This window comes from Serratia sp. ME47 (assembly GCF_903970925.1).
GTDB lineage: Bacteria > Pseudomonadota > Gammaproteobacteria > Enterobacterales > Enterobacteriaceae > Serratia > Serratia ureilytica.
In genome coordinates this window covers 162632-185350 of record NZ_CAJCKE010000001.1, presented here as the reverse complement: position 1 = coordinate 185350, position 22719 = coordinate 162632, and the positions used below count along the sequence as shown (strand labels likewise).

The following is a 22719-nucleotide window of genomic DNA, read 5'->3' as shown; positions in this document are numbered from 1 at the left end:
CGCGTTTTTCCCGCCGCTTCGCCCCAGAAAAATTCATAATGCTTTTTTCGGCAATGGAATGCCGGTTTCGTTGTTAGACAGCCCTCCGGCCGCCCATTACTCTGCGATAAATTTTGTCACATTTTTATCAACGGGTAGACGAGGGGCAGTGGGTGAGTGGAATAAAAAATAAGCTAAACAAACTGTTGCGCTATCGGCTGACGCCGCTGGCGTTGGTCTGTGCGCTGGGATTGAGCGCCGCCGCGCAGGCGGAAACGCTGGCCGAAGGCATTACGCCGGCCAGCGACGCCGCTCGGGTGCCGGCCGTCGCCAAACTGCGCAAAGATACCGTCGTGGCGGGCATCTCGGAGCCGCAGGGGATTTTCAACCCGTATCTGTTCACCAACGGCTGGGACGAGAACGTGACCGACGTGATCTTCAGCCGGCTGATCGGCCTGGACAGCCAGGGCAAACCGGAAGGGCGCCTGGCGGAGTCCTGGCGGGTCAGCCCCGATAATCTGACCTACACCATCAAGCTGCGGCCGAATCTGGTCTACAGCGACGGCTCGCCGCTGAAGGCCGACGATATCGCCTTTACCCTGACGCTGCTGCATGACCCGGCCTATGACGGCGATACCGATATCACGCCGGCGCACATTCAGGGCGGCGCCGAGTATAAAAACGGCACCGCGGCCGGCATCAGCGGGCTGAAGGTGATCGACGATCGCACCATTCAGATCGTCACCACCCAACCGGGCGCGACCACGTTGCAACTGATTGGCGGGCCGGTATTGTCGCGGGCTTACTACGGCAAAGACTATCAGCGCGGCAAGCTCGACGGCGTGCGCGCCTTGAACGGCAAGCCGCTCGGCAACGGCCCCTATATTTACGACAAGTACGTGCCGGGGCAGGAAATCCGCTTCCACGCCAACCCGAACTTCTACCTCGGCCCGCCGCCGATGGCGCGCTTTATCTATCGCGTCACCAACCCGGCCACCAACTTCCAGCTGTTCCAGACCGGTGAGACCGACTACGACGCCTTTACCGCCAAGCCGGACGATATCGAACAGCTCAAGCTGCTCGGCTTCGCCAATATCAACCTTTACAGCTCGAGCGATTACAGCCGGGTTGATTTCAACCTCAGACGCCCGGCGCTGCAGGACAAGCGGGTGCGTCAGGCGCTGATCTACGGCCTCGATCGGCAAAAACTGATCGCCGTGGTGTACCAGGGATACGGCAAGGTCGCCAACCAGCCGATTTCGCCGATCTCCTGGGCTTACGACGCCAACGGCATCAATCCTTACGCTTACGATCTCGATAAGGCCAAAAAGCTGTTGGACGAGGCGGGCTGGCAGGTGGGCGCTGACGGCATCCGGCAGAAAGACGGTAAAAAGCTGGAGCTGACGCTGCTGGTGACCAAAAAGCTGATCAACGACGCGCTGGTGCCGATCGCCAAGGATAACTACCGCCGGCTCGGCGTGGTGCTGAAACCGCAGGTATTGGATTTCAACGCGCTGCTGGCGCAGCGCAAGGCGGGCAATTACGACCTGGCGTCTCTCAGCACCAGCACGCTGAACGATCCGCACGACGGCGTACGCGACTTCATCAGCCGCGAGAGCGAGACCGGCTACCACAACCCGCAGGTGGACGCGCTGATCGCCAAAGCCAACGCCACGCTGGATATCGCGCAGCGTAAGCCGCTGTACCATCAGTTGTATCAGGTGCTGGCGGACGATCCGCCGGTGATCCTGCTCGGCAACCGCGAAATATTGAGCGCCAGCAGCGCGCGCGTCACCGGCTTTAAACCGGATATCTACAACGGACTGGTCGGCAGCCTGCCGAACGTCAAACCGGCGCCGTAACGCCCCGATGCCGCCGCGCTATTCCGGGCGGCGGCGATGGAATTCGCGATGAGAAATTTTATCCTGCGCCGTTTGTTGCAGACTATCCCGATGCTGTTGTTGGCTTCATTGCTGATTTTTTGCATCTTCGCCCTGGCGCCCGGCGACTTTATCGACGGCAATATCAACCTGACCGCGCAACGCGCCGCCGAGCTGCGGGCGCTGTATGGGTTGGATCAGCCCTTGTTCAGCCGTTACCTGCATTGGCTTGGCCGGCTGTTGCAGGGCGATCTCGGCTTCTCGCTGCAGTATCAGATCCCGGTCAGCACGCTGCTGAACCAATACATCTGGAACTCGTTCCTGCTGGCGGCGGTGGCGATGGTGCTGTATTGGGGCATCGCGCTGGCGGTGGGAGTGATCTCGGCGATGAAACCCTATTCGCTGTTCGATCATCTGATCACCGTGGCGGTGTTCGCCGCCATGTCGTTTCCGACGTTTTTCCTTTGCCTGTTGCTGATCAAATGGTTCGCCGTCGATCTGCACTGGTTGCCGGCGGGCGGCATGTTGCGCACCGGCAGCGAAGCGAGCGGGCTGGCCTGGGCGCTGGAGGTGGCGGCGCACCTGCTGTTGCCGGTGCTGGCGCTGGTGATGCTGCAGGCCGGCAGCCTGACGCGCTATTTTCGCGCCAGCATGCTGGAGGTGATCCGCATGGACTATATCCGCACCGCGCGCGCCAAAGGGCTCAGGGAGAAAACGGTGATCCTCAAACACGCGCTGCGCAATGCGCTGTTGCCGATCATTACCCTGCTGGGGTTCGAGCTGCCGGGATTGTTCTCCGGCGCGCTGATCACCGAAAAAATCTTCAACTGGCCGGGCGCCGGGCATATCCATATCGATTCGCTGGCGGCGCGCGATTATCCGGTATTGATGGGGTTCACGCTGTTTCTGGCGGCGCTGACCATTCTCGGCAATCTGCTGGCGGACATTCTGTACGCCTACGCCGATCCACGCATTCGCTTGAGGTAACACGATGTGGGTAACGCTGTTTTTCGGGCGCCGTCGCCGCTGGCGCCAGGCGCAGTTGCCGGCGCTGGCGCAGCTGTCTCCGCCGCCCGCCGCGCAGGCCTGGCGCCGTCTGCGCCGCCACCGACCGGCGATGATCTCGCTGGCGCTGCTGGTGCTGTTGGCGCTGCTGTGCCTGATTGGGCCGTCGCTGTCGCCGTGGCCTGACGACGCCGGCGATGTGCTGAACATCAATCAGGCGCCGAGCGGCGCGCATTGGTTGGGCACCGACTTTCTCGGCCGCGATATTTGCACCCGGCTGCTGCTGGCGGGGCGAATATCGCTGACCATCGGCCTGGTGTCGATGCTGCTGTCGGTGACGCTGGGCTATGTGCTGGGGGCGTTCGCCGGTTATCTGGGGGGCGTGGCGGATCGGCTGATCATGCGCTTCGCCGATCTGTTGATGACCATTCCCGGCCTGCCGCTGCTGATCATCATGGGGGCGATGCTGACCGAACTCGACGTGTCGCCGGACTACCGTATCTACATGGTGATGATCATGCTGAGCCTGCTGGGCTGGCCGTCGCTGGCGCGGCTGGTGCGCGGCCAGATCCTGTCGCTGCGCGAGCGGGATTTCATGTTGGCCACCGAAGTGCTGGGGCTCTCCACTCGGCGGCGCCTCTTCGGCCATCTATTGCCCAATACCGTGCCGATTTTGGTGGTGGTCGCCACCATGGCGGTGGCCAACGCCATCCTCAGCGAGTCGGCGTTGAGCTACCTTGGGCTGGGCGTGGTGCCGCCGACGCCGTCGTGGGGCAACATGATGGACGCCGCCAATAGCCTGATCGACTTTCAGCGCCGCCCCTGGCTGTGGATGCCGCCGGGGCTGGCGATCTTCGTCACCGTGGTGGCGATCAATATCTTGGGCGACGGCCTGCGGGACGCGCTCGATCCGAAAATGAGCGGGGTAAAACGATGAGTCAACCGCTGGTGGCGTTCGACCGGCTGTCGGTGTCGTTTCATGGCGAGCAGGGGCCGGTGCGGGCGGTGCAGCAGGTCAGCCTTGAACTGCAGGCCGGGCAAACGCTGGGGATCGTCGGCGAATCGGGCTGCGGCAAAAGCGTGACCGCCATGGCGCTGATGGGGCTGTTGCCGCAGCCGCTGGCGCAGGTAGACGGCGGTGAGATTCGCTTTGAAGGGCAAAACCTGCTGTCGCTGCGGGCATCCAAGATGGCAGATCTGCGCGGCAACCGGCTGGCGATGATCTTTCAGGAGCCGATGAGCGCTCTGAATCCGGTGTTGACCCTCGGCGAACAGCTGGTGGAGCCGCTGATCAGGCACTTGCTTCTGTCGCCGAAAACGGCCTGGCGTCAGGCGATTCAACTCTTGACGGAAGTGGGGTTGGCGCGCGCGGAGGCGCTGATGCGCTGCTACCCGCATCAGCTTTCCGGCGGCATGCTGCAGCGCGTGATGATCGCCATGGCGATCGGGTGCCGCCCGGCGCTGCTGATCGCCGACGAACCGACCACGGCGCTCGACGTCACGGTACAGGCGCAGATCCTGGCGTTGCTGCGTGAGCAGAGCCGGCGACACAACATGGCGATGATCTTGATCACCCACGATCTCGGGGTGATCGCCCAGATGGCCGATCGGCTGGCGGTGATGTACGCCGGGCGCGTCGTCGAGCAGGGAACGACCCGGGAAGTGCTGGACGAGCCGCGACATCCCTATACGCAGGGGCTGATCGCCTCGCGGCCGGTGCCGGGGCAGCGGCGACGCCGCTTGTACTCCATTCCCGGTCAGGTGCCGGATCTGGCGCGGCTGCCGGAGCATTGCGCTTTCGCCGAGCGCTGCGCGCAGGCCTCCGCTCGCTGCCGCGACGGCATTCCGCCGCTGTACGGCTCCCGTCAGCGTCAGTCCGCCTGTTTTCTCAATGCCGGAGGGCATCCGTATGTCGACTGAACCTTTGGTGGAGGTAAAGGGGTTAAAGAAATATTTTCCGCTGCGCGACGGGCTGTTCGGGCGCACCACCGGCCAACTGAAGGCGGTGGATGATGTCAGCTTCAGCATCCGCAAGGGGCGCGTTTTCGGGCTGGTGGGCGAGTCCGGCAGCGGCAAAACCACCGTTGGCCGCACGCTGCTCGGCCTGCACGACAAAACCGCCGGCGAGGTGCTGTTCAAAGGGCAGGCGTTGGACGGCCTGAGCAAGGACGCGTTGCGCGCCCTGCGGCCGAAAATGCAGCTGGTGTTTCAGGATCCTTACAGCTCGCTGAATCCGCGTCTGCGCGTGGGCGACGCCATTGGGGAAGCGCTGTTGCAACATGGCCTGGCGAGCAAGGCGGAACTGCGCGAACGGGTGCTCGATACCCTGGCGATCTGCGGGTTGTCCTCACAGCATTACGGGCGGTTTCCGCATGAGTTTTCCGGCGGTCAGCGGCAGCGTATCGGCATTGCGCGCGCGTTGATCCTGCAACCGGAATTTATCGTCGCCGATGAGCCGATATCGGCGCTCGACGTGTCGATTCAGGCGCAGATCATCAATCTGTTTTCCGATTTACAGGAGCGGCAGGGGGTGACGCTGCTGTTTATCTCGCACGATCTCGGCGTGGTGGAGCATCTGTGCCAGGATGTGGCGGTGATGTATCTGGGGCAGATCGTTGAGAGCGCCGATCGCGATGCGCTGTTCCGCCAACCGCTGCATCCCTACACGCAGGCCTTGTTGGCGGCGGTGCCGACGCTGGATGCGCAACGCGCGCCGGCGTGGGTGGCCGGCGGCGAGCCGCCGAACCCCGCCAACCCGCCGCGCGGCTGCCGTTTCCATCCCCGCTGCCCGCTGGCCACGGCGCAGTGCCGCGAACAGGCGCCGCAGCTGCGCAGCGTGGCGTCCGGTCATCAGGTGGCTTGCCACCTGGTCGGTTAGCGTCAGGACAGGTAGTGTTTCAACGCGCGCCCGGCCTGGTGGATCGCCGAATGCACCGCCGGGACGTGGGCGAGCGGGTTCAACAGGCCGTAGTCGTGGATTAGCCCGTTGTAGCGGGTAGAGGTGACCTCGACGCCGGCGGCGTCGAGCAGACGCGCGTAGGCTTCGCCCTCATCGCGCAGCACGTCCAGCTCGGCGGTTTGCACCAGCGCCGGCGGCAAGCCCCGCAGCTGTTCCGGCGTAGCGTTGAGCGGCGAGGCGTAGATGTCTTTGCGCTGCGCCTTATCGGGCGCATAGCTGTCCCAAAACCACTTCATCATATTGCGGGTCAGGAAATGGCCTTCGGCGAACTGATGATAGGAATCGGTATCAAAATGGGCGTGCGTAACGGGCCACAGCAGGATCTGGCAACGCAATGCCGGTAGGCCTTTCTCTTTGGCCATCAGGCTGACCACCGCCGCCATATTGCCGCCGACGCTGTTGCCGACCACCGCCAGCCGTGAACCGTCAACGTTGATTTTTTCGCCATATTCGGCCACCCATTCCGTGGCGGCGTAAGCCAGATTGATCGCCTGCGGATAGTGCGCTTCCGGTGAGCGGGGGTAGTTGACGAACACCGCCGCCGCGCCGGAGCTGTAAACCAGATCGCGCACCAGCCGTTCATGGGTGGGAAAATCGCCCAGCACCCAGCCGCCGCCGTGAAAGAACATGAATACCGGCAATGTCTCCTTGACCCTGGCCGGCCGCACCAGCTGCAGCAGAATATCCTGGCCTTCTACGTGAATGGTTTTCTCGCTGATCTCCACCTCGCGCAGCGGCACGTCTACGCTGCGCTGCGCCGCTTCCAAAACTCTGCGCGCCTCTTTGGGCTTCATTTGTTCCATAGGTTTACCGCCAGCGGCATTCAGCGTCTCGAGAAACGCGCGGATGTCGTGCTGGAGGAGAGGCCGGCTGAGATCGACGGTTCGTTTGGGCATGGTGACTCCTTGTGCGCAGAAGAAAAAGTGCGGTCAGAATCACAGTGTAGTCGTTGGCGCATAAAGCGGGAGCCGCGGCCGGCGGCGATCGGCGCGGTTCGTTTTCCGGGGTGCTGCCGATGGAATAGGCGCTTCGTCGCCGCATTGCCCGATCCTGGCGCAGCGCTGCACCGGGTTGGGGCAAAAAGTGTGATGGCGAGCAAATCGGATGAAATTATTTTTGCGAGCGCGATCAGAAATCCTGAAGTTTTTCGCAATTGAATAGGATTTCGCGAGCAATGATGATTTTAGGCCTTATTTTTTAAATTATGCATTGCAAATGCATATAAAATGAATAAATATGCATTATAAGCCGTTGTTTTAACGTAAAAAATAGCAAAATCCGGCAAAAATCCCGTTTTGGCACGATAGCTGCTCTACACTCTTTATCAAACGACATGTATTTTAACTGCTCGTTAACATTTACTCCCCGCTCAGGGACCGGATAAGCGCCATAAATAGTGAAAAACCGATTTTATGTAACAGATTTGTTTCTAAATCAGCGGTGAGAGACAGCATTTTCTCCGCCGGGAAAGTCGGTTTTGAACAGCGGTTTTTTTGCATTGTGGCGGCCTAGCCGGGCTTGCGCGGTCCTTACAGTCAAAATTCAGCCTTTGCTGAGATTATGAGGTCACTATGGAACAGCCAATCGCAGTTACCCGCCAGTCTTTCGATGACTGGATGGTCCCGGTTTATGCCCCTGCCGATTTTATTCTGGTGCGGGGTGAAGGATCGCAGGTGTGGGATCAACAGGGTAAGTCTTACATCGATTTCGCCGGCGGCATCGCGGTTAACGCGTTGGGCCATGCGCACCCGGCGGTCAAGGCGGCGCTGGTGGAGCAGGCGGGCAAACTGTGGCATCTGGGCAATGGCTATACCAACGAACCGGTGCTGCGCCTGGCCAAGAAACTGATCGACGCCACGTTCGCCGACAAGGTGTTTTTCTGTAACTCGGGGGCAGAAGCCAACGAAGCGGCGCTGAAACTGGCGCGCAAACATGCGCACGACCAGCACGGCGCCGGTAAAGATCAGATTGTGGCGTTCAACAACGCGTTCCACGGCCGTACGCTGTTTACCGTGTCCGCCGGCGGCCAGCCAAAATATTCGCAGGACTTTGCGCCGCTGCCGGGCGGTATCACCCATACGCCGTATAACGATCTGGCCGCGGCGGCCGAGCTTATCAACGATCGCACCTGCGCGGTGATCGTCGAGCCTATCCAGGGCGAAGGCGGCGTGCTGCCGGCGGAAGCCAGTTTCCTGCAGGGGCTGCGTGAACTGTGCGATCGCCATAACGCGCTGCTGATCTTCGACGAAGTGCAGACCGGCGTCGGCCGCACCGGCCACCTGTATGCCTATATGCAGTACGGCGTGGTGCCGGACGTGCTGACCACCGCGAAAGCGCTGGGCGGCGGCTTCCCGATCGGCGCCATGCTGACCACCGATGCGCTGGCGAAAACGCTGGGTGTCGGCACTCACGGCACCACCTACGGCGGCAACCCGCTGGCGACGGCGGTGGCGGGGGAAGTGTTCTCCATCATCAATACCCCGGAAGTGCTGGAAGGCGTTAAGCAGCGCCACCAGTGGTTCATCGACGGGTTGAACGACATCAACCGTCAGTATCCGATCTTCGCCGAGATTCGCGGCGGCGGTTTGCTGATCGGCTGCCAACTGAAGAAAGACTATGCCGGCAAAGCGAAGCAGATCACCCAACTGGCCAACGAAGAAGGCGTTATCGCGCTGATCGCCGGCCCGGACGTGGTGCGTTTCACGCCGTCGCTGATCATCCCTGAGCAGGATGTGAAAGAGGGGCTGGCGCGATTCGCGCGCGCCGTGGCGCGCATTTGCAGCTAATCAGCGGGCTGCGCCTTTATCGGCGCAGCCTGATTCAGAAGAGGTTCGCATTATGATGATTATTCGCCCTATAGAGCGCCGCGATTTGGCGGATTTGCTGACGCTTGCCGGCAAATCCGGTATCGGTCTCACGTCGCTGCCGCAAAATGAAGATACCCTGTCGGCACGCATTGAGCGGGCGTTAAAAACCTGGCAAGGCGAACTTCCGCAAAGTGACCAGTGTTATTTGTTCGTGTTGGAAGACAGCGAGCGCCGGCAGGCGGTGGGGGTCTGCGCGATCGAAGTGGCCGTCGGCCTGGCGGAACCCTGGTACAGCTTCCGCGTCGGCACGCAGGTGCACGCTTCCAAACAGCTGAACGTCTATAAATCGGTGCCGACGCTGTTCCTCAGCAACGACCATACCGGGCATTCGGAACTGTGCACGCTGTTCCTCGATCCGGACTATCGTCACGGCGAGAACGGCAAGCTGCTGTCGAAGGTGCGTTTCCTGTTTATCGCCGCGTTCCGTGAACGCTTCTCCCGCCGTCTGATCGCCGAGATGCGCGGCTTCTCAGATGAAAACGGCCGTTCGCCGTTCTGGGAGAGCGTCGGGCATCGTTTCTTCTCCATCGAGTTCGCCAAGGCGGACTACCTGAGCGGCACCGGACAAAAGGCGTTTATCGCCGAACTGATGCCGAAACATCCGCTGTATGTCGATTTCCTGGCCGAAGACGCGCAGAAGGTGATCGGTGAAGTGCACCCGCAAACCCTGCCGGCGCGCCGCCTGCTGGAGGCGGAAGGCCTGAGCTATCAGGGCTACGTCGATATCTTCGACGGCGGCCCGACGCTGGAAGCCGAAATCGACCACATCCGTGCGGTGAAGCAGAGCCGCTTGGTCAAAGTGGTGCTGGATGACACGCCGATGCGCGCCGATGCGCCGGTCCATCTGGTCGCCAACGACAACTATCAGAATTACCGCGCACTGCTGGTCAATGCCGATCTGTATGACGACCGCCTGCATATCAACGCCGCCACCGCTGCGGCGCTGGGCGTCGAACAGGGCAGCCCGGTGCGGGTGCTCCCCCTTATTGCACAGGAGAAAGCATGATGTCCCATCCTGCACTGTTGATTAACGGCGTCTGGCGGCAGGGCCGCGGCGCGGAGTTCGGCAAGGCCGATCCGGTCGGCAATCAGCCGCTGTGGCGCGCCAACGCCGCCGACGCCGATGACGTCGCCGCCGCCTGCGAAGCCGCGCGCGCCGCATTCCCCGGCTGGGCACGTACGCCGTTCGAGCAGCGCGAACAGCTGGTGAAACGCTTCGCCGCTTTGCTGGAAGAACATAAACAGTCGCTGGCGGAAACCATCAGCCGCGAGACCGGCAAACCGCGCTGGGAAACCCTGACCGAAATTCAGGCGATGATCGGCAAGGTGGGCATTTCACTGCAGGCCTATCAGGCGCGCACCGGTTTTAGCCAGACGGCGATGGCCGACGGCGCTTCGGTGCTGCGCCATCGCCCGCACGGCGTGCTGGCGGTGTTCGGGCCTTACAACTTCCCCGGCCATCTGCCGAACGGCCATATCGTGCCGGCGCTGCTGGCCGGAAACTGCGTGGTATTCAAGCCGAGCGAACTGACGCCGCTGACCGCCGAGGAGACCCTGAAGCTGTGGCTGAAGGCCGGTCTGCCGGACGGGGTGATCAATCTGGTGCAGGGCGGCCGGGAAACCGGCGAGGCGCTGGCGGCCAGTGCGGATATCGACGGCCTGTTGTTCACCGGCAGCGCCGGCACCGGTTACCACCTGCATCGCCAATTGGCGGGGCAGCCGGAGAAGATCCTGGCGCTGGAGATGGGCGGCAACAACGCGCTGATCGTCGATGGTTTCGAGGATCGCGACGCGGCGGTCAACCTGGCTATCCAGTCGGCGTTTATCTCCGCCGGCCAACGCTGCACCTGTTCACGCCGCATTTTGGTGAAACAGGGGGCGGAAGGCGACGCCTTTATCGCGCGTTTGGTTCAGGTGGCGGGCGAGCTGCGCGTCGGCCGTTGGGATGCCGAACCGCAGCCGTTCATGGGCGGCGTAGTGTCGGCGGCCGCAGCGGAAAACATGCTGAAAGCGCAGCAGCGCTTGCTGGCGCTGGGCGGTAAATCGCTGCTGGCCATGCGTCTGCTGGAGCCGGGCAGTTCGCTGCTCAGCCCGGGCATCATCGAGCTGACCGGCGTGGCCGGCGTGCCGGACGAAGAGTACTTCGGGCCGTTGACCACGATCGTGCGTTACCGCGATTTCGACGAGGCCCTGCGGCTCGCCAACCAGACGCGCTACGGCCTGTCGGTGGGATTGGTCTCGCCGCAGCGCGAGCTGTTCGAGCGGTTGCTGCTGGAAGCGCGCGCCGGCATCGTCAACTGGAACAAGCCGTTGACCGGGGCGTCCAGCGCGGCGCCGTTCGGCGGCGTGGGGGCTTCCGGCAACCATCGCCCAAGCGCCTTCTATGCGGCGGACTATTGCGCCTGGCCGATGGCGTCGCTGGAAAGCGAAAGCCTGTCGCTGCCGGCGACGCTCTCGCCGGGCTTGTCGTTCCGTTAATCGTCTGCGGCGGCGTCATGGCGTCGCCGCAGGCCATCCCCAGGGGATAGCCATGTCAGGATATGAAGTCAATTTCGACGGTTTGGTGGGGCCGACGCACCACTATGCCGGGCTGTCGTTCGGTAACGAGGCCTCTACGCAGCATCAAAACAGCGTATCGAACCCGAAGCTGGCGGCGAAGCAGGGTCTGCTGAAAATGAAGGCGCTGGCCGATCTCGGTTTCCAGCAAGGGGTATTACCGCCGCAGGAGCGGCCGCATTTGCCGATGCTGCGTCGCCTGGGTTTCAGCGGCAGCGATGAGGCGGTGCTGGCGCAGGCGATGCGTCAATCGCCGCGTTTGCTGTCGGCGCTCAGCTCGGCGTCCTGCATGTGGACCGCCAATGCGGCCACGGTGTCCCCCTCGGCGGACAGCGCAGACGGCAAGGTGCATTTCACCGCCGCTAACCTGAACAATAAATTCCACCGCGCCATTGAAGCGGAAACGACCACCGACGTTTTGCGGGCGATGTTTAACGACGACCGGCATTTCGCCCACCATGAAGCGCTGCCGCAGGTGGCGTTGTTCGGGGACGAAGGGGCGGCCAACCATAACCGGCTGGGCGGCGATTATGCCAGGCGCAGCGTGCAGGTGTTCGTTTACGGTCGCCAGGAGTTTGGCGGCGAAACGGCGCCGGCGCGTTATCCTGCGCGCCAGACGCGCGAAGCCGGTGAGGCGATCGCTCGCCTGCACCAATTGGACGAGCAGCATACGGTCTTCGTGCAGCAAAATCCGGCGGTGATCGACCAGGGCGTGTTCCATAACGACGTGATTGCGGTCAGCAACCAGAACGTGCTGTTCCACCACCAGCAGGCGTTTTACCGCCAGCAACAGGCGCTGGATGAAGTGCGCCGCAAGATGGCGACGCTGGACAGCGAGCTGGTGGCGATTGAAGTGCCGACGGAGCGCGTCTCGGTGGCGGACGCGGTGGCGACTTATCTGTTCAACAGCCAAATTCTCACCAAGCCGAACGGCAAGATGATGATCGTGGTGCCGGAAGAGTCGCGCCAGCATGTCGGCGTGTGGCGTTATCTGAACGAGATGGTCGGCAGTGGCGGCCCGATTGATGAAATCCGCGTGTTCGATCTGCGCGAAAGCATGCGCAACGGCGGCGGCCCGGCCTGCCTGAGGCTGCGGGTGGCGCTCAACGATCAAGAGCTGCGGGCGGTGAATCCACGCGTCATGATGAACGATCGGCTGTTCGCGACGCTGAACGAATGGGTGGATCGTCATTACCGCGATCGCCTGACGCAGGATGACCTGGCAGATCCGCTGCTGCTGCGCGAAGGGCGCGAGGCGTTGGATTCGCTGACGTCGATCCTCGGTCTCGGGTCCATCTATCCGTTCCAACGATAAGGGAGGCTGCATGATCGATCTACTGCCCCTGACGCTGGAGGGGAAAGAGCCCGCCGAATGGCAGGGCGAAACGCCGCAGCTGCGCTGGCGTTGGCTGGGGGAAGGGGTGTTGGAGCTCACGCCGCGGCAGCGTTATCGCCAGGCGTTGGTGGTGTCGGCGGGCGTACACGGCAACGAAACCGCGCCGATTGAACTGCTCAATCAGTTAATCGGCGATCTGTTGAGCGGCCGCTTGCCGCTGGCGGTGCGGCTGTTGGTGGTGCTGGGCAACCCGGCGGCGATGCGGGCGGGCAAGCGCTATCTGCACAGCGACATGAACCGCATGTTCGGCGGCCGCTACCGCAACTTCGCCGCCAGCGGGGAAACCGCGCGCGCCCAGCAGTTGGAGCGCACGCTCGCCGCCTTTTTTGATGGCGAACAGGCGGCGCGTTTCCATTACGATCTGCACACCGCCATTCGCGAGTCGCATTTGCCGCGCTTTGGCATTTTGCCCTTCCAGAAGCGCCCGTACAGCGAACCGATGCTAAAGCTGCTGGATGCCGCCGATCTGGATGCGCTGGTGGTACACAGCGCGCCGGGCGGGACTTTCAGCCACTATTCCAGCGAGCATCTCAATGCAGCGAGCTGTACGCTCGAGCTGGGCAAGGCGCGGCCGTTCGGCAGCAACGATCTGCAGCAGTTCGCCGCCATCGATCGCGCTCTGCGGGCGGCGGTCAGCGAGGTGCCGTTGCCGGAGCGCGCGGGCGAGGCGATCCGGGTATTCCGTGTGATGCACTCGTTGATCAAACACAGCGAGGATTTCAAGCTGCATCTGGATGATGACACCGCCAACTTCACCGAGTTGAAACCGGGGATGTTGCTGTGCGAGCAGCCGCAGGAGGAGTATCGCGTTGGCGAAGAGGGCGCGTGGATACTGTTTCCTAACCCCACTGTGGCGCTGGGCCTGCGCGCCGGCATGCTGTTGAGCGAAGTTTCCCGTTCTACGTTGTATTGATTTATCCTCGGCGGCGCCGTCAGCGCGCTGCCGTTTATTCCTTTCATTATTTTAATCTGCTATTTCCCGCTATTTAAATGGCCATAAATCGAATTTTATTCGTCCTATAGGGATTTCTTTACGTGAATGAATAAAGGCCGTATTCAGCCGTTATCGGAAAGCCTTAATTGCCTGGTGACTTTGTTAAGATAAAAATGTGAAATAAGTAACGTTTTTAATAACCATGCTAATATTGTTGTTACTTTTGAATCGCGCAGAAAGCACGCAAAACGAAACCAAAATGCACTAAATTGGTGCATTGCACCGTTTTGGTTATAAGTTATGTGATAAAAATTTCTTATATTCAATGGGTTATGTACTCTCTTTTTTGAAATATATAGTTACAAATAAACATGCTTTCTCCTCGTTGTTTCATGAACTTTTTGATTTTAAGTTTTGATTCATGATGCTAATGTCACATCACCCCAGAATTAGGGGAGCTCATAAAATACCAAAAGATAAAATCACAGCCCAAATTATAAATTGGGCGTGACGGGCAGGGTTTTAATTATAATATCTAGGAAAATAAATGATGAAACGCAGTGTATTAGCCTTAGCTGTCGCCCTCGGGGCGGTCACCTCCTTCGCCAACGCGGCTGAAATCTACAATAAAGATGGCAATAAACTCGACCTGTACGGCCGCGTTTCGGCCAAACACGTTTTCAGTAAAGATAAAAGTGAAGACGGAGATAAAACGTACGTTCGTCTGGGCTTTAAAGGCGAAACCCAGATCAACGACCAGTTGACCGGCTACGGCCAGTGGGAATACAACGTTCAGGCCAACCACGATGAAGCGCAGGGCACCACCGGCACCAAAACCCGTCTGGGCTTCGCCGGCCTGAAGTTCGCCAACTATGGCTCGTTCGACTACGGCCGTAACTACGGCGTGGTGTACGACGCCGAAGCTTATACCGACATGCTGCCGGAATTCGGTGGCGACTCCTACAGCTACACCGACAACTACATGACCGCGCGCTCCAACGGCCTGGCGACCTACCGCAACCGTGACTTCTTCGGTTTGGTGGAAGGCCTGAACCTGGCGTTGCAGTATCAGGGTAAAAACAACGAAGACAAGCGCAGCGTGACCAAGCAAAACGGCGACGGCTACGGCATGTCTCTGGACTATCAGGACATCGGCGGCACCGGCATCGGCGTCGCGGCGGCGTTCTCCGACTCCAGCCGCACCGGCGATCAGAAAGCGTTGCAGTACGGTAAAGGCGACAAGGCCACCGCCTGGACCACCGCAATCAAATATGACGCCAACCAGGTCTATCTGGCGGCTATGTATGCCGATACCCGCAACATGACGCCGATCAGCGGCAATGGCGTCTCCGGCTTCGCCAACAAAACGCAGAACTTCGAAGTTGTGGCCCAGTACCAGTTCGAAAACGGTTTGCGTCCGTCTCTGGCCTACGTGCAGTCGAAAGGCAAGGATATTGAAGGGATCGGCGACGTCGATCTGGTGAAATACGTGGAAGTGGGCGCGACTTACTACTTCAACAAGAACATGTACACCTACGTCGACTACAAGATCAACCAGTTGAACGACGACAACAAACTGAAGCTGAACACCGACGACATCGTTGCCGTCAACCTGACCTATCGCTTCTAAGTTTCTCTCATTACCCTCATCCTGTGTCGGGATCGGTAATCAGGCAGGGCGCAAGCCCTGCCTTCGTTTGTATCGCGCGCTCAGCCTTTTGGCGCCAACCCCACCAGCTCGATGGCCGAACGCAGCGCGGCAAACCGCTGCTGATCCTGCTCTCGCTCTATCTCTGTCACCAGCTGCGAAAGAATATTGCCGCCGGATACCTTTTTATGGTTTTTGATTAACTGCAACACTGCGTCGCCTAACGCCAGACTGACGTTGCGCAGCAGAATTTCATATTGCTCGTTGGAATGAGCCGATGCTGACATGACCTTTCTCTGTCTTTCTTCTTCGGGAGCCGCAATTTAGCAAAACAGCGGCCTTGTGCCTCGGAGGAAGATGCAGTTTCCGATGAAATCAGAAATTCCTCAGCATCAGGCGGGGAGGGGATCAAAAATCCGAGTATTCGCTGGCCGGCAACCAGAAGCCGTCAATAAATTCTTCCATGGGATAACAGCCGGCGTGACGCAGGTTCTGTTCCTTCATCGCCACCAGGCATTGCGGTTCGTCGCGCAATATGTCCACCACCATTTCACTGCAGCCGCCATCCAGATAACAGACAAACATCACCAATGCGTACATCTTGCAGCCTCCTTCGTCGAGCCGCCTTGTCTGCAACAGTGTAGGTAAAAAAGCGCGATTTTTCAGCATCATTGCGCGATAAAACGCCAATGAGGCGCCGCAGACGGCACTTTCGGAATTCTCCAGCCGTTTCTGGGGGCGAGAGCGGATGGCAGATCCTTTTGACGATGCTAAGCTTAACAAGCCTTACATCAACGCATTAGTGCAACCATCAAAAGGAGTGAATATGGGCTTGTTTAACTTTGTCAAAGAAGCGGGCGAAAAACTGTGGGACACAGTCACCGGCAATGCCTCCGCCGAAGATCAAAGCGCCAAACTCAAGGAGCATCTCGATAAGAGCGGCCTGCCGGGCACCGACAAAGTCAATGTGCAGGTGGTCGATGGGAAAGCGGTGGTGACCGGCGATGCCGTCAGCCAGGAGCTGAAAGAGAAGATTCTGGTGGCGATTGGCAACGTAGCGGGCATCAGCGGTGTGGAAGACAAGGTGGCGGTAGCGCAATCCGACGCCGAGAGCCGCTTCTATACCGTGAAGAAGGGCGATACGCTGAGCGCAATCTCCAAAGAGATGTACGGTAACGCCAATCTCTACAACAAAATTTTCGAAGCCAACAAGCCGATGCTGTCGAGCCCGGACAAGATCTATCCGGGACAGGTGCTGCGTATCCCGCAATAACGCTTCTGTCTCCCCTGGCCCGGCGATGTGCCGGGCTTTTTTTTGCCTCCGCTATAAGCATCTCTTATTTCCCTTCCCTCTAAATAAAAGTTACACATACCGTGTGCCTGCGCTCGCCGGCCCGCGGCGGCGGTGTTGACCCTGGGGGGGAAAGTTGGTAGCGTCATGGCCCGGTTGCGGACTGAGCAGCCGAAGGGGGATTTCGCTCCCCCATTCTGAGGGGGTGTCTTGCCCCATCAAACAGCAATGCAGCAGTTGAACGAGTGAAAGCCGATTTAGTGAAACAGCAGCGTAACGCCTTGACGGATAAAAACTACAGAGAAACCTTGGGTGATGCGCAATTTGCGATCGTCGTTTTGGCGATTGCGTCCTGCTCACTGATCATTTTTACGTTGGCGGTCACGCTGTGGCTGACCTGACGTCATTAACTAGGGGAGAGAAAATGGAGCCCAATCTCCACGATGAAACCAAACTGTTGGCGATTATCGGCCTGTTGGTTTCTGTACTGCTGGTCGTGTCGATTCTCTTCGGAGTGACTTATTTCTCCGATCTCAGGCATGCCCACGACGATATCGATATTAAAAGCTGCTACATCAAAACACCTTAATCCGCGTGAGCGCGGCTGAGCGTCGTCGCTCTCCAGGGGGCGTTGTCCTGTGCTAAGCTGGGGCGATTATCCTTGGCGAATCGGCGCCATTCAGGAGGTCTTTGCGATGAGTCAGTCACATCCTGCGCGCTTTTCACCCTCACGCGAGTGCCCTGTCGTTGACGGCGCGCGCCAGATCCAGCGCATTGCCGTGCGCAATGCTGAAGTGGGCGGCATTCCTATCAACCGCGCGTTGCCAACCCGGGAGCGGCGCACCGTCGGCGCCTGGTGTTTTCTCGATCACGCCGGCCCGACGGTATTCAACGGCACCGCGCCCGGCATGGACGTAGGGCCGCATCCGCACACCGGTCTGCAAACCTTTACCTGGATGATCGAGGGTGAGGTGCTGCACCGCGATAGCCTCGGCAGCGAACAGTTGATCCGTCCGGGGCAGGTCAATCTGATGACCGCAGGGCACGGCATCGCGCATACGGAACAGTCGGTGGGCGAGGACCGACGACTGCACGCCGCACAATTGTGGATTGCGTTGCCGGCCGAATATGCCGACATGGCGCCGCGATTCGATCATTATCCCGATTTGCCGCAGTGGCGGAATAACGGCGTGAATCACCGTTTGCTGGTCGGGGAATTTGGCGCTTATCGTTCACCGGTGTTTACTCTTTCGCCATTAATCGCCATTGATATGGAATGGCAAGAGGCGGCGACGGCGCAATTGCCGCTGCGCGATGATTATGAAATCGGCTTTTTGCCCCTAATTGGTGCATTTGAACTTAATGGTGAAACATTTTCACCTGACGCATTCGCCTATTTAGGCATAGGTAATAACTCTATTGAGTTAAATGCAGAGAAGGGCAGCCGGGGATTATTAATCGGTGGAGCGCCGTTAAATGAAGAGATCCTTATCTGGTGGAACTTCGTTGGCCATACCAAAGCGGAAATTATTCAGGCTCAGCGCGATTGGGAGCAGGAAACGGATCGTTTTCCGGCGGTCAGCGGTTATTCCGGTGAGCGCATGGCCGCGCCACGCCTGCCGTGGAGCGAAGTTTGATAGCGTTAGGATATAATCGCCGAGATTATTCGACTTATTTCGCTCTAATAACGCGCAATAAATGTGATCGCGGCTCCAGCTTCACGACAATATAAAGTTTCTCAACGAAATAGTGATCTGACGCATATAATGATAAACGGAAGAAGATTAGGATAATCCTCAGGAAGTCAGGTTGTCTCCCGTTAGTCTGATGTCAGTGAGGTCATTATGAGCCAGGTTCTTTATCGAGCAAGACTGTCCCATGTCGTGGTTGCCACGGCGCTGTTTTGGGTCTCTGTCGCGGCATTGTTGGTTGCCGTATTACACTAACCTCAAAAAATGACTCCTGCATAAACCCGCTTCGGCGGGTTTTTTTATCTTGGATGGTGAGCGATATTCACTCATCACTTATACTTGACGGCATCCCCATTCCGCTATTTGGATAATCATGAAGCTCTTTGCCGACATTGCTCTGCTGCTTATCGCGGCGCTCCACCTTTATATCCTGGTATTGGAAATGTTCCTGTGGCGCGCGCCGATCGGCAGGCGAGCATTCGGGACGACGGCGGAGTTCGCCGCGGCCACGCGAGTCTTGGCCGCCAACCAGGGGCTGTACAACGGTTTTCTGGCGCTGGGCCTGGTATGGGGCTATTGGCGTGAAGATGTGGCGCTGCAGCTGTTCTTTCTCGGCTGCGTGCTGACGGCCGGCGTGTTCGGCGGGCTGACCGCCAGCCGCAAGATCCTGTGGGTGCAGGCGTTGCCGGCCGCGATCGCGCTGCTGGCGGTCTGGGGCGCGCGTTAACCCGCCGGTTGACGGCGGGCGAAAATCAGGCGGATTTTTGATGAATGACGTGCAGCGGCGGATCGATGTGCAGATCGACGCTCAGATCCTGGCGGAAATCGTAAGGCGTGATATTAAAACGCTTTCTGAACATGTAGGTGAAGTGGGACTGTGAGCCGAAGCCAAAGTCCAGGGCGATATCGAAAATCGACGCTTCACTGCTGCGCAGTTGATAGACCGCGCCGGCCAGACGGCGTTCACGAATGTATTTGCCCAGCGAAATCCCTGTCGCTTCTTTGAACAGCTTCTGCATGTGCCACAGCGAGTAGCCGGAGTACTCGGCCAGCTCTTCGAGATGGATCACTCGTCCGAGGTGAGTTTCGACCCATTTGCTGAGGGCGCAGACCAATGAGAGATGGTGTTCTTGTATCATCAGTGCGTCAGTGTGAGATCTACATAGCGGTGAAGTATACACAACTTGCCGCCGCGGACAAAAAACGCCGCCGATGACGGGGCATGATTCGGAAAAACCGTTGAACCGCCGCTTGTCAGCCGAAAGGAAAAACGGCTAATCTGAGACTGTCGCCGCCGCGGTGGGTGACGCGGAGCAGACCGCAGCAAGAACCGCCAAAACAGAGTCAGCCGTAACAACTCAACGTTGATGGGGTGATCGCATGTTAATGACAGTGATTATTACTCTGGTTGTAATCGTGGGCGTCGGCGCTTTTATGGCGACGCCGGTGATGAGCATGAAAAATGCGGAAGGTGTGGGAGGTGAAGAACCGTGAGAGCAAGCAGAGATGCACGCCGCTGAGCGGGGTGAGCGCTGATCGGGAAAGCCTGGGCCAGAAACCCGGGCTTTTTGTTGCCTGGTGGCTTAAACGTTTTTACGCTCGACGGTTTCCTCTCCCCAATAAAGCTGGTCGGCGGTGGTTTTGGCAAAAGCCTTTTCCAGCGCTTCATCGCTGCCTTCTTCCCAGATCTTCTGCGCCAACACTTCATCGTTCCCTGCCAGTTCAAAAATAGCTTCGGCAATTTCCACCGAAGTTTCACGCACTGTTGCCCAGGATTTCACATTGTGATTCGCCATAACTATCTCCTGTTGGTTGTGGCTTAGGTTACGGATGTTTTTATCACCGTCATGCTGCAAGTATAGGCTAATCTGCCGCGGGCTTTTGCCCGGCGGTGCGCAGAATGGGGAAAAAGGCGGGGAGGGCGGGCAATGGCGCAGGCGGCATGCTATTCTGTGCGGCGTTTGAATCAAGAGGGAAAGTTATTATGTCTGACATGCTGAGCAATGAGCAGGAATTGGCTTCCGATCTGGTCGCTTGCCAACTGGTCATTAAACAGATTCTGGACGTTATCGACGTGATTGCGCCGACCGAAGTGCGCGACAAGATGGCGGGCCAGCTCAAAAGCATCGATTTCTCCACGCATCCCGCCGGCGCCGATCCGGTGACCCGCAGAGCGATTGACAAGGCGATTGCGCTGATCGAGTTGAAGTTTACCCGCGATTGAGGCGGAGCCGCCGCAGAGCGACGGCGTCGGGCGGTGGCGGTTAATCCACCACCGTTTCGATTTTCTTGAACAGCGGGCAGTCGGTCACGCCGATGAAACCGTTGTCGCCATTGACGTACTGGGCGATCGCCACGTTGCGCGCCGTCAGGTATTTGCACTGCAATCCCAATCCGCCGACGTTCTTGTTGCTGCCGATCAGCACGCCGTAGCCCGAGATCAAAAAGCCGCCGTAAATGACCGCCAATACCAGTACCCACTTAATCAGTCTGCTCATTGCGTTTCCTCGTTATCCCTGAGGGTTCATCTAGCCACGGCGCCAGCGCGAGGGCAAGGGTAACAGTCTGAAAACCGGACGATAGCCAGAAATCTAAACGACAAGTTAAACTTCGTTTAACTTTGCTGTGATAACATGCGCGATAGACCATCCTGATAACAATGAGGCTGCTAAATTTGTTGCGAAAAAAAATCCTCGTGATAATGACGGCCGTCGCTGCCTGCCTGTTTTTCTACCTGTTGGCGCTGGACAGTTATTGCGACGATGGTGGAAATTTTGCGCTGGGCATCTGTTCGGTGACGCGCTTCGTACCCTGGTAAGCAATTTTTGGCAGGGATGTTCGCCCGGCCGCCGCGAGTGTTAAGATGGCGGCCTGAATTTCGCAGTAGATAGGGTTGTCCATGTACGATTTAGGTTTTGGCCAGAACGGCCTGTTGTCGTTGGCTCTCGCCGCCGTGGCGTTGCTGGTGGGGCTCTGGGTTTGGTTCCTGGTGAACCGCGCCAGCGTGCGCGCCAACGAGCAGATTCGCCTGCTGCAGGAAATTGCCGAGCAGCAACGTCAACAAACGGCGCTGTTGAAGCGTTTGGCGCACAGCGCTCGCGCCGACGGCGGCGATGCTGATGACGACGATCTCAGCCCCGCGCTGGATTTTAAAGGTTTTATCCCCGAACGTTGAACACCTTGCTCCGGCCGGCGCTGCGCCGCTGGGGCGCTTCAGTAAAATACCATGCCCTGATACGGTTTTTCCCGGCATGCCGCCAGGCGGCTGGCCAGATCGCCGGCATGGATCTCCAACTGATGCCCATCAGGATCGAGAAAATAGAGCGACTCGCCCTCGCTGCGATTGCTTTTCCACTCTTCTGCGCCGCTCTGGCGCAGCCGCTCCCTGACCCGTTCAATGTGTTCCGGCGCGACGCTGAAGGCGTAATGGGTGTAATCACGCGCCCGTGGTTGCGTGCGGGCCTCATCCAATGACAGGCACAGCCACAACGCCCCCAACGACAGATAGGCGCCGCCTTGCCAGCGGGCGTGAGGGGTAAACCCCAACAGATGACGGTAAAAATCGAAGCTGCGATCGAGATCGCTGACGGCGAGCGTCAGGTGGTTGAGGCCGGTCAACATGCGTGCGTTTCCTGGGCGCTAAACAGACGAAAAGTGTACGCAGAAGGGGAGAAAAGTTAAAGGGGGCGAAACATTAGTGCAGATAATGTGAAAACCGGCGACGCTGTCATAAAACTGTCTTACAGACATCGTAATGTAGCGCGAACCTTACAAAAGATGGATAAAGCCGATGATTAAATGGTACGAAGAAAGCGATGCCGAAGTGAACCGCAGCATTGCGCTGCTGACCGGGGAGAACCCGGACAAGTGGTATCCCTACGGCGGCGTGAAAGGTAAAGATTACTGCAAGAATCCCTCCGACGCCTGGCCGATCATTTGCGCCAACAAAATCAGTCTGAACCCCGACAACCACAGCGACAGCCCACAGTGGCAGGCGCGCATGAGCACCCAGGGCGGTGAATGGCAGGCCGACAGCGCCAGCCCGCTGCGCGCGGCGATGATCTGTTTTCTGATGAGCCGACAGGCTAACTGATTCGCAAAAATACCGGTGATTGGTAAGAGTTTCTCCTTTTTCTAATAACAGAGCTGTCGTTGGCGGAGGCTGTTTATGAAGCGCATTATCAAAGGTGATAAAAACTTGTCTCATCTGGTGATTGCCCATGCGGCGATCGATCGTCATGCCGAAAGCTTCGGCCAGCGCCGTCAGGGCTGGCCCTCGACCTATCTGATAAAATATCAAAACGATCGCGTGGCGGTGGAAGTGGTTACGCGTCGCCAATCTTATGTCGCCACGCTGATGATCGGCGCGCGCAACCTGACCAAACTGTGCGGTATGCCTGGCTGAACGCCGCCGTTACCCGCTCTCCCTCGGTTAAAAAATCGCGCTCCGGTCTGCCGTCTCGGGGCGCTACTCCTTGATGCTCACGGGGTTAAGTGTTAAAAAGCCGCCCGC

28 protein-coding genes are annotated in these 22719 nt (G+C 58.9%); 21 read left to right on the top strand and 7 right to left on the bottom strand.

Going from position 1 to position 22719, the window contains the following annotated elements; all coding sequences use genetic code 11:
• Window positions 1–152 precede the first annotated feature (152 nt).
• The 5 genes from H7A77_RS00975 to H7A77_RS00955 are packed head-to-tail and all read left to right on the top strand — an operon-like array spanning window position 153 to window position 5742.
• On the top strand, window positions 153–1841 hold the full coding sequence (locus tag H7A77_RS00975) for an ABC transporter substrate-binding protein (RefSeq protein ID WP_182073695.1): 1689 nt from the start codon (window positions 153–155) through the stop codon (window positions 1839–1841).
• Window positions 1842–1889: 48 nt separating this feature from the next.
• Complete coding sequence (locus H7A77_RS00970; protein WP_004934604.1) at window positions 1890–2846, top strand: ABC transporter permease; 957 nt, start codon at window positions 1890–1892, stop codon at window positions 2844–2846.
• Window positions 2847–2850: 4 nt separating this feature from the next.
• Window positions 2851–3801, top strand: coding sequence for an oligopeptide ABC transporter permease (gene opp4C, locus H7A77_RS00965; protein ID WP_046687269.1), 951 nt, complete (start codon window positions 2851–2853; stop codon window positions 3799–3801).
• The gene (locus H7A77_RS00960; RefSeq protein WP_047574833.1) at window positions 3798–4784 is read left to right on the top strand and encodes an ABC transporter ATP-binding protein; all 987 of its coding nucleotides are present in this window, start codon (window positions 3798–3800) and stop codon (window positions 4782–4784) included. The genes opp4C and H7A77_RS00960 overlap by 4 nt, the downstream gene beginning before the upstream one ends.
• On the top strand, window positions 4774–5742 hold the full coding sequence (locus H7A77_RS00955) for an ABC transporter ATP-binding protein (protein ID WP_182073694.1): 969 nt from the start codon (window positions 4774–4776) through the stop codon (window positions 5740–5742). Before H7A77_RS00960 ends, H7A77_RS00955 begins: the two co-directional genes overlap by 11 nt.
• Before the next feature lie 2 nt (window positions 5743–5744).
• On the opposite strand, the gene H7A77_RS00950 is transcribed toward H7A77_RS00955, so the two are convergent.
• Complete coding sequence (locus H7A77_RS00950) at window positions 5745–6719, bottom strand: alpha/beta hydrolase (protein ID WP_033643407.1); 975 nt, start codon at window positions 6717–6719, stop codon at window positions 5745–5747.
• 675 nt (window positions 6720–7394) lie between these two features.
• Between H7A77_RS00950 and H7A77_RS00945 the strand changes: the two genes are divergently transcribed.
• The 6 genes from H7A77_RS00945 to ompC all read left to right on the top strand — a co-directional run bounded on the left by H7A77_RS00945 (window position 7395) and on the right by ompC (window position 15206).
• Window positions 7395–8609: an aspartate aminotransferase family protein gene (locus H7A77_RS00945; RefSeq protein WP_015378175.1), complete on the top strand. Its 1215-nt coding sequence runs from the start codon at window positions 7395–7397 to the stop codon at window positions 8607–8609.
• A 52-nt stretch (window positions 8610–8661) separates the two neighbouring features.
• Window positions 8662–9696 carry an arginine N-succinyltransferase gene (gene astA, locus H7A77_RS00940; RefSeq protein ID WP_004934585.1) on the top strand — a complete coding sequence of 345 codons (1035 nt, stop codon included), beginning with the start codon at window positions 8662–8664 and terminating at the stop codon, window positions 9694–9696.
• The gene (gene astD, locus H7A77_RS00935) at window positions 9696–11168 is read left to right on the top strand and encodes a succinylglutamate-semialdehyde dehydrogenase (protein ID WP_046896729.1); all 1473 of its coding nucleotides are present in this window, start codon (window positions 9696–9698) and stop codon (window positions 11166–11168) included. Before astA ends, astD begins: the two co-directional genes overlap by 1 nt.
• 52 nt (window positions 11169–11220) lie before the next feature.
• Window positions 11221–12561: an N-succinylarginine dihydrolase gene (astB, locus tag H7A77_RS00930; RefSeq protein WP_142075649.1), complete on the top strand. Its 1341-nt coding sequence runs from the start codon at window positions 11221–11223 to the stop codon at window positions 12559–12561.
• A 10-nt stretch (window positions 12562–12571) separates the two neighbouring features.
• Window positions 12572–13555, top strand: coding sequence for a succinylglutamate desuccinylase (gene astE / locus H7A77_RS00925; RefSeq protein ID WP_060660611.1), 984 nt, complete (start codon window positions 12572–12574; stop codon window positions 13553–13555).
• A 568-nt stretch (window positions 13556–14123) separates the two neighbouring features.
• Entirely contained in the window at window positions 14124–15206 is a 1083-nt protein-coding gene (gene ompC, locus H7A77_RS00920; RefSeq protein ID WP_072627481.1) for a porin OmpC, read from the top strand.
• A gap of 80 nt (window positions 15207–15286) precedes the next feature.
• Here ompC and H7A77_RS00915 read toward each other — a convergent pair whose 3' ends face one another.
• Window positions 15287–15511, bottom strand: a complete 225-nt coding sequence (locus tag H7A77_RS00915; protein WP_033643403.1) for a biofilm development regulator YmgB/AriR family protein — start codon at window positions 15509–15511, stop codon at window positions 15287–15289.
• Window positions 15512–15632: 121 nt separating this feature from the next.
• Complete coding sequence (locus H7A77_RS00910) at window positions 15633–15824, bottom strand: YebW family protein (RefSeq protein ID WP_004934567.1); 192 nt, start codon at window positions 15822–15824, stop codon at window positions 15633–15635.
• Window positions 15825–16050: 226 nt separating this feature from the next.
• On the opposite strand from H7A77_RS00910, the gene lysM reads away from it, so the two are divergent.
• The 5 genes from lysM to H7A77_RS00885 all read left to right on the top strand — a co-directional run bounded on the left by lysM (window position 16051) and on the right by H7A77_RS00885 (window position 18933).
• Window positions 16051–16497, top strand: coding sequence for a peptidoglycan-binding protein LysM (lysM, locus tag H7A77_RS00905; RefSeq protein WP_015378169.1), 447 nt, complete (start codon window positions 16051–16053; stop codon window positions 16495–16497).
• 263 nt (window positions 16498–16760) lie between these two features.
• A complete protein-coding gene (locus H7A77_RS00900; protein WP_162882310.1) occupies window positions 16761–16916 on the top strand; it encodes a hypothetical protein in 156 nt (51 codons plus the stop codon).
• 23 nt (window positions 16917–16939) lie between these two features.
• Window positions 16940–17104, top strand: coding sequence for a hypothetical protein (locus H7A77_RS00895; RefSeq protein ID WP_162837199.1), 165 nt, complete (start codon window positions 16940–16942; stop codon window positions 17102–17104).
• Window positions 17105–17210: 106 nt separating this feature from the next.
• Window positions 17211–18152 (top strand): pirin family protein, encoded by a 942-nt coding sequence (locus tag H7A77_RS00890; protein WP_108680931.1) that lies wholly within the window; start codon window positions 17211–17213, stop codon window positions 18150–18152.
• 427 nt (window positions 18153–18579) lie between these two features.
• A complete protein-coding gene (locus H7A77_RS00885; protein ID WP_108680929.1) occupies window positions 18580–18933 on the top strand; it encodes a DUF1304 domain-containing protein in 354 nt (117 codons plus the stop codon).
• A 25-nt stretch (window positions 18934–18958) separates the two neighbouring features.
• Here H7A77_RS00885 and H7A77_RS00880 read toward each other — a convergent pair whose 3' ends face one another.
• Complete coding sequence (locus tag H7A77_RS00880) at window positions 18959–19345, bottom strand: helix-turn-helix domain-containing protein (protein ID WP_004927697.1); 387 nt, start codon at window positions 19343–19345, stop codon at window positions 18959–18961.
• Between the two features lie 444 nt (window positions 19346–19789).
• Complete coding sequence (locus tag H7A77_RS00875) at window positions 19790–20002, bottom strand: YccJ family protein (RefSeq protein ID WP_004927694.1); 213 nt, start codon at window positions 20000–20002, stop codon at window positions 19790–19792.
• 188 nt (window positions 20003–20190) lie between these two features.
• Here H7A77_RS00875 and H7A77_RS00870 point away from each other — a divergent pair, with 188 nt between their 5' ends.
• Window positions 20191–20430 (top strand): DUF2766 family protein, encoded by a 240-nt coding sequence (locus H7A77_RS00870; RefSeq protein WP_033643399.1) that lies wholly within the window; start codon window positions 20191–20193, stop codon window positions 20428–20430.
• A gap of 40 nt (window positions 20431–20470) precedes the next feature.
• Here H7A77_RS00870 and H7A77_RS00865 read toward each other — a convergent pair whose 3' ends face one another.
• Window positions 20471–20704, bottom strand: a complete 234-nt coding sequence (locus H7A77_RS00865) for a YobH family protein (RefSeq protein ID WP_033643398.1) — start codon at window positions 20702–20704, stop codon at window positions 20471–20473.
• A 161-nt stretch (window positions 20705–20865) separates the two neighbouring features.
• Here H7A77_RS00865 and H7A77_RS00860 point away from each other — a divergent pair, with 161 nt between their 5' ends.
• Both H7A77_RS00860 and H7A77_RS00855 read left to right on the top strand, forming a co-directional pair.
• Window positions 20866–21024, top strand: a complete 159-nt coding sequence (locus tag H7A77_RS00860) for a PhoP/PhoQ regulator MgrB (protein ID WP_004927688.1) — start codon at window positions 20866–20868, stop codon at window positions 21022–21024.
• Between the two features lie 81 nt (window positions 21025–21105).
• Window positions 21106–21381, top strand: a complete 276-nt coding sequence (locus H7A77_RS00855; RefSeq protein WP_033643394.1) for a YebO family protein — start codon at window positions 21106–21108, stop codon at window positions 21379–21381.
• Window positions 21382–21419: 38 nt separating this feature from the next.
• Here H7A77_RS00855 and fos read toward each other — a convergent pair whose 3' ends face one another.
• Window positions 21420–21827 (bottom strand): fosfomycin resistance glutathione transferase, encoded by a 408-nt coding sequence (gene fos, locus H7A77_RS00850; protein ID WP_123061756.1) that lies wholly within the window; start codon window positions 21825–21827, stop codon window positions 21420–21422.
• Between the two features lie 169 nt (window positions 21828–21996).
• Between fos and H7A77_RS00845 the strand changes: the two genes are divergently transcribed.
• Both H7A77_RS00845 and H7A77_RS00840 read left to right on the top strand, forming a co-directional pair.
• Window positions 21997–22299, top strand: coding sequence for a phage protein NinX family protein (locus tag H7A77_RS00845; RefSeq protein ID WP_033643391.1), 303 nt, complete (start codon window positions 21997–21999; stop codon window positions 22297–22299).
• Window positions 22300–22374: 75 nt separating this feature from the next.
• A complete protein-coding gene (locus H7A77_RS00840; protein WP_025303167.1) occupies window positions 22375–22611 on the top strand; it encodes a DUF4060 family protein in 237 nt (78 codons plus the stop codon).
• Window positions 22612–22719: the final 108 nt, after the last annotated feature.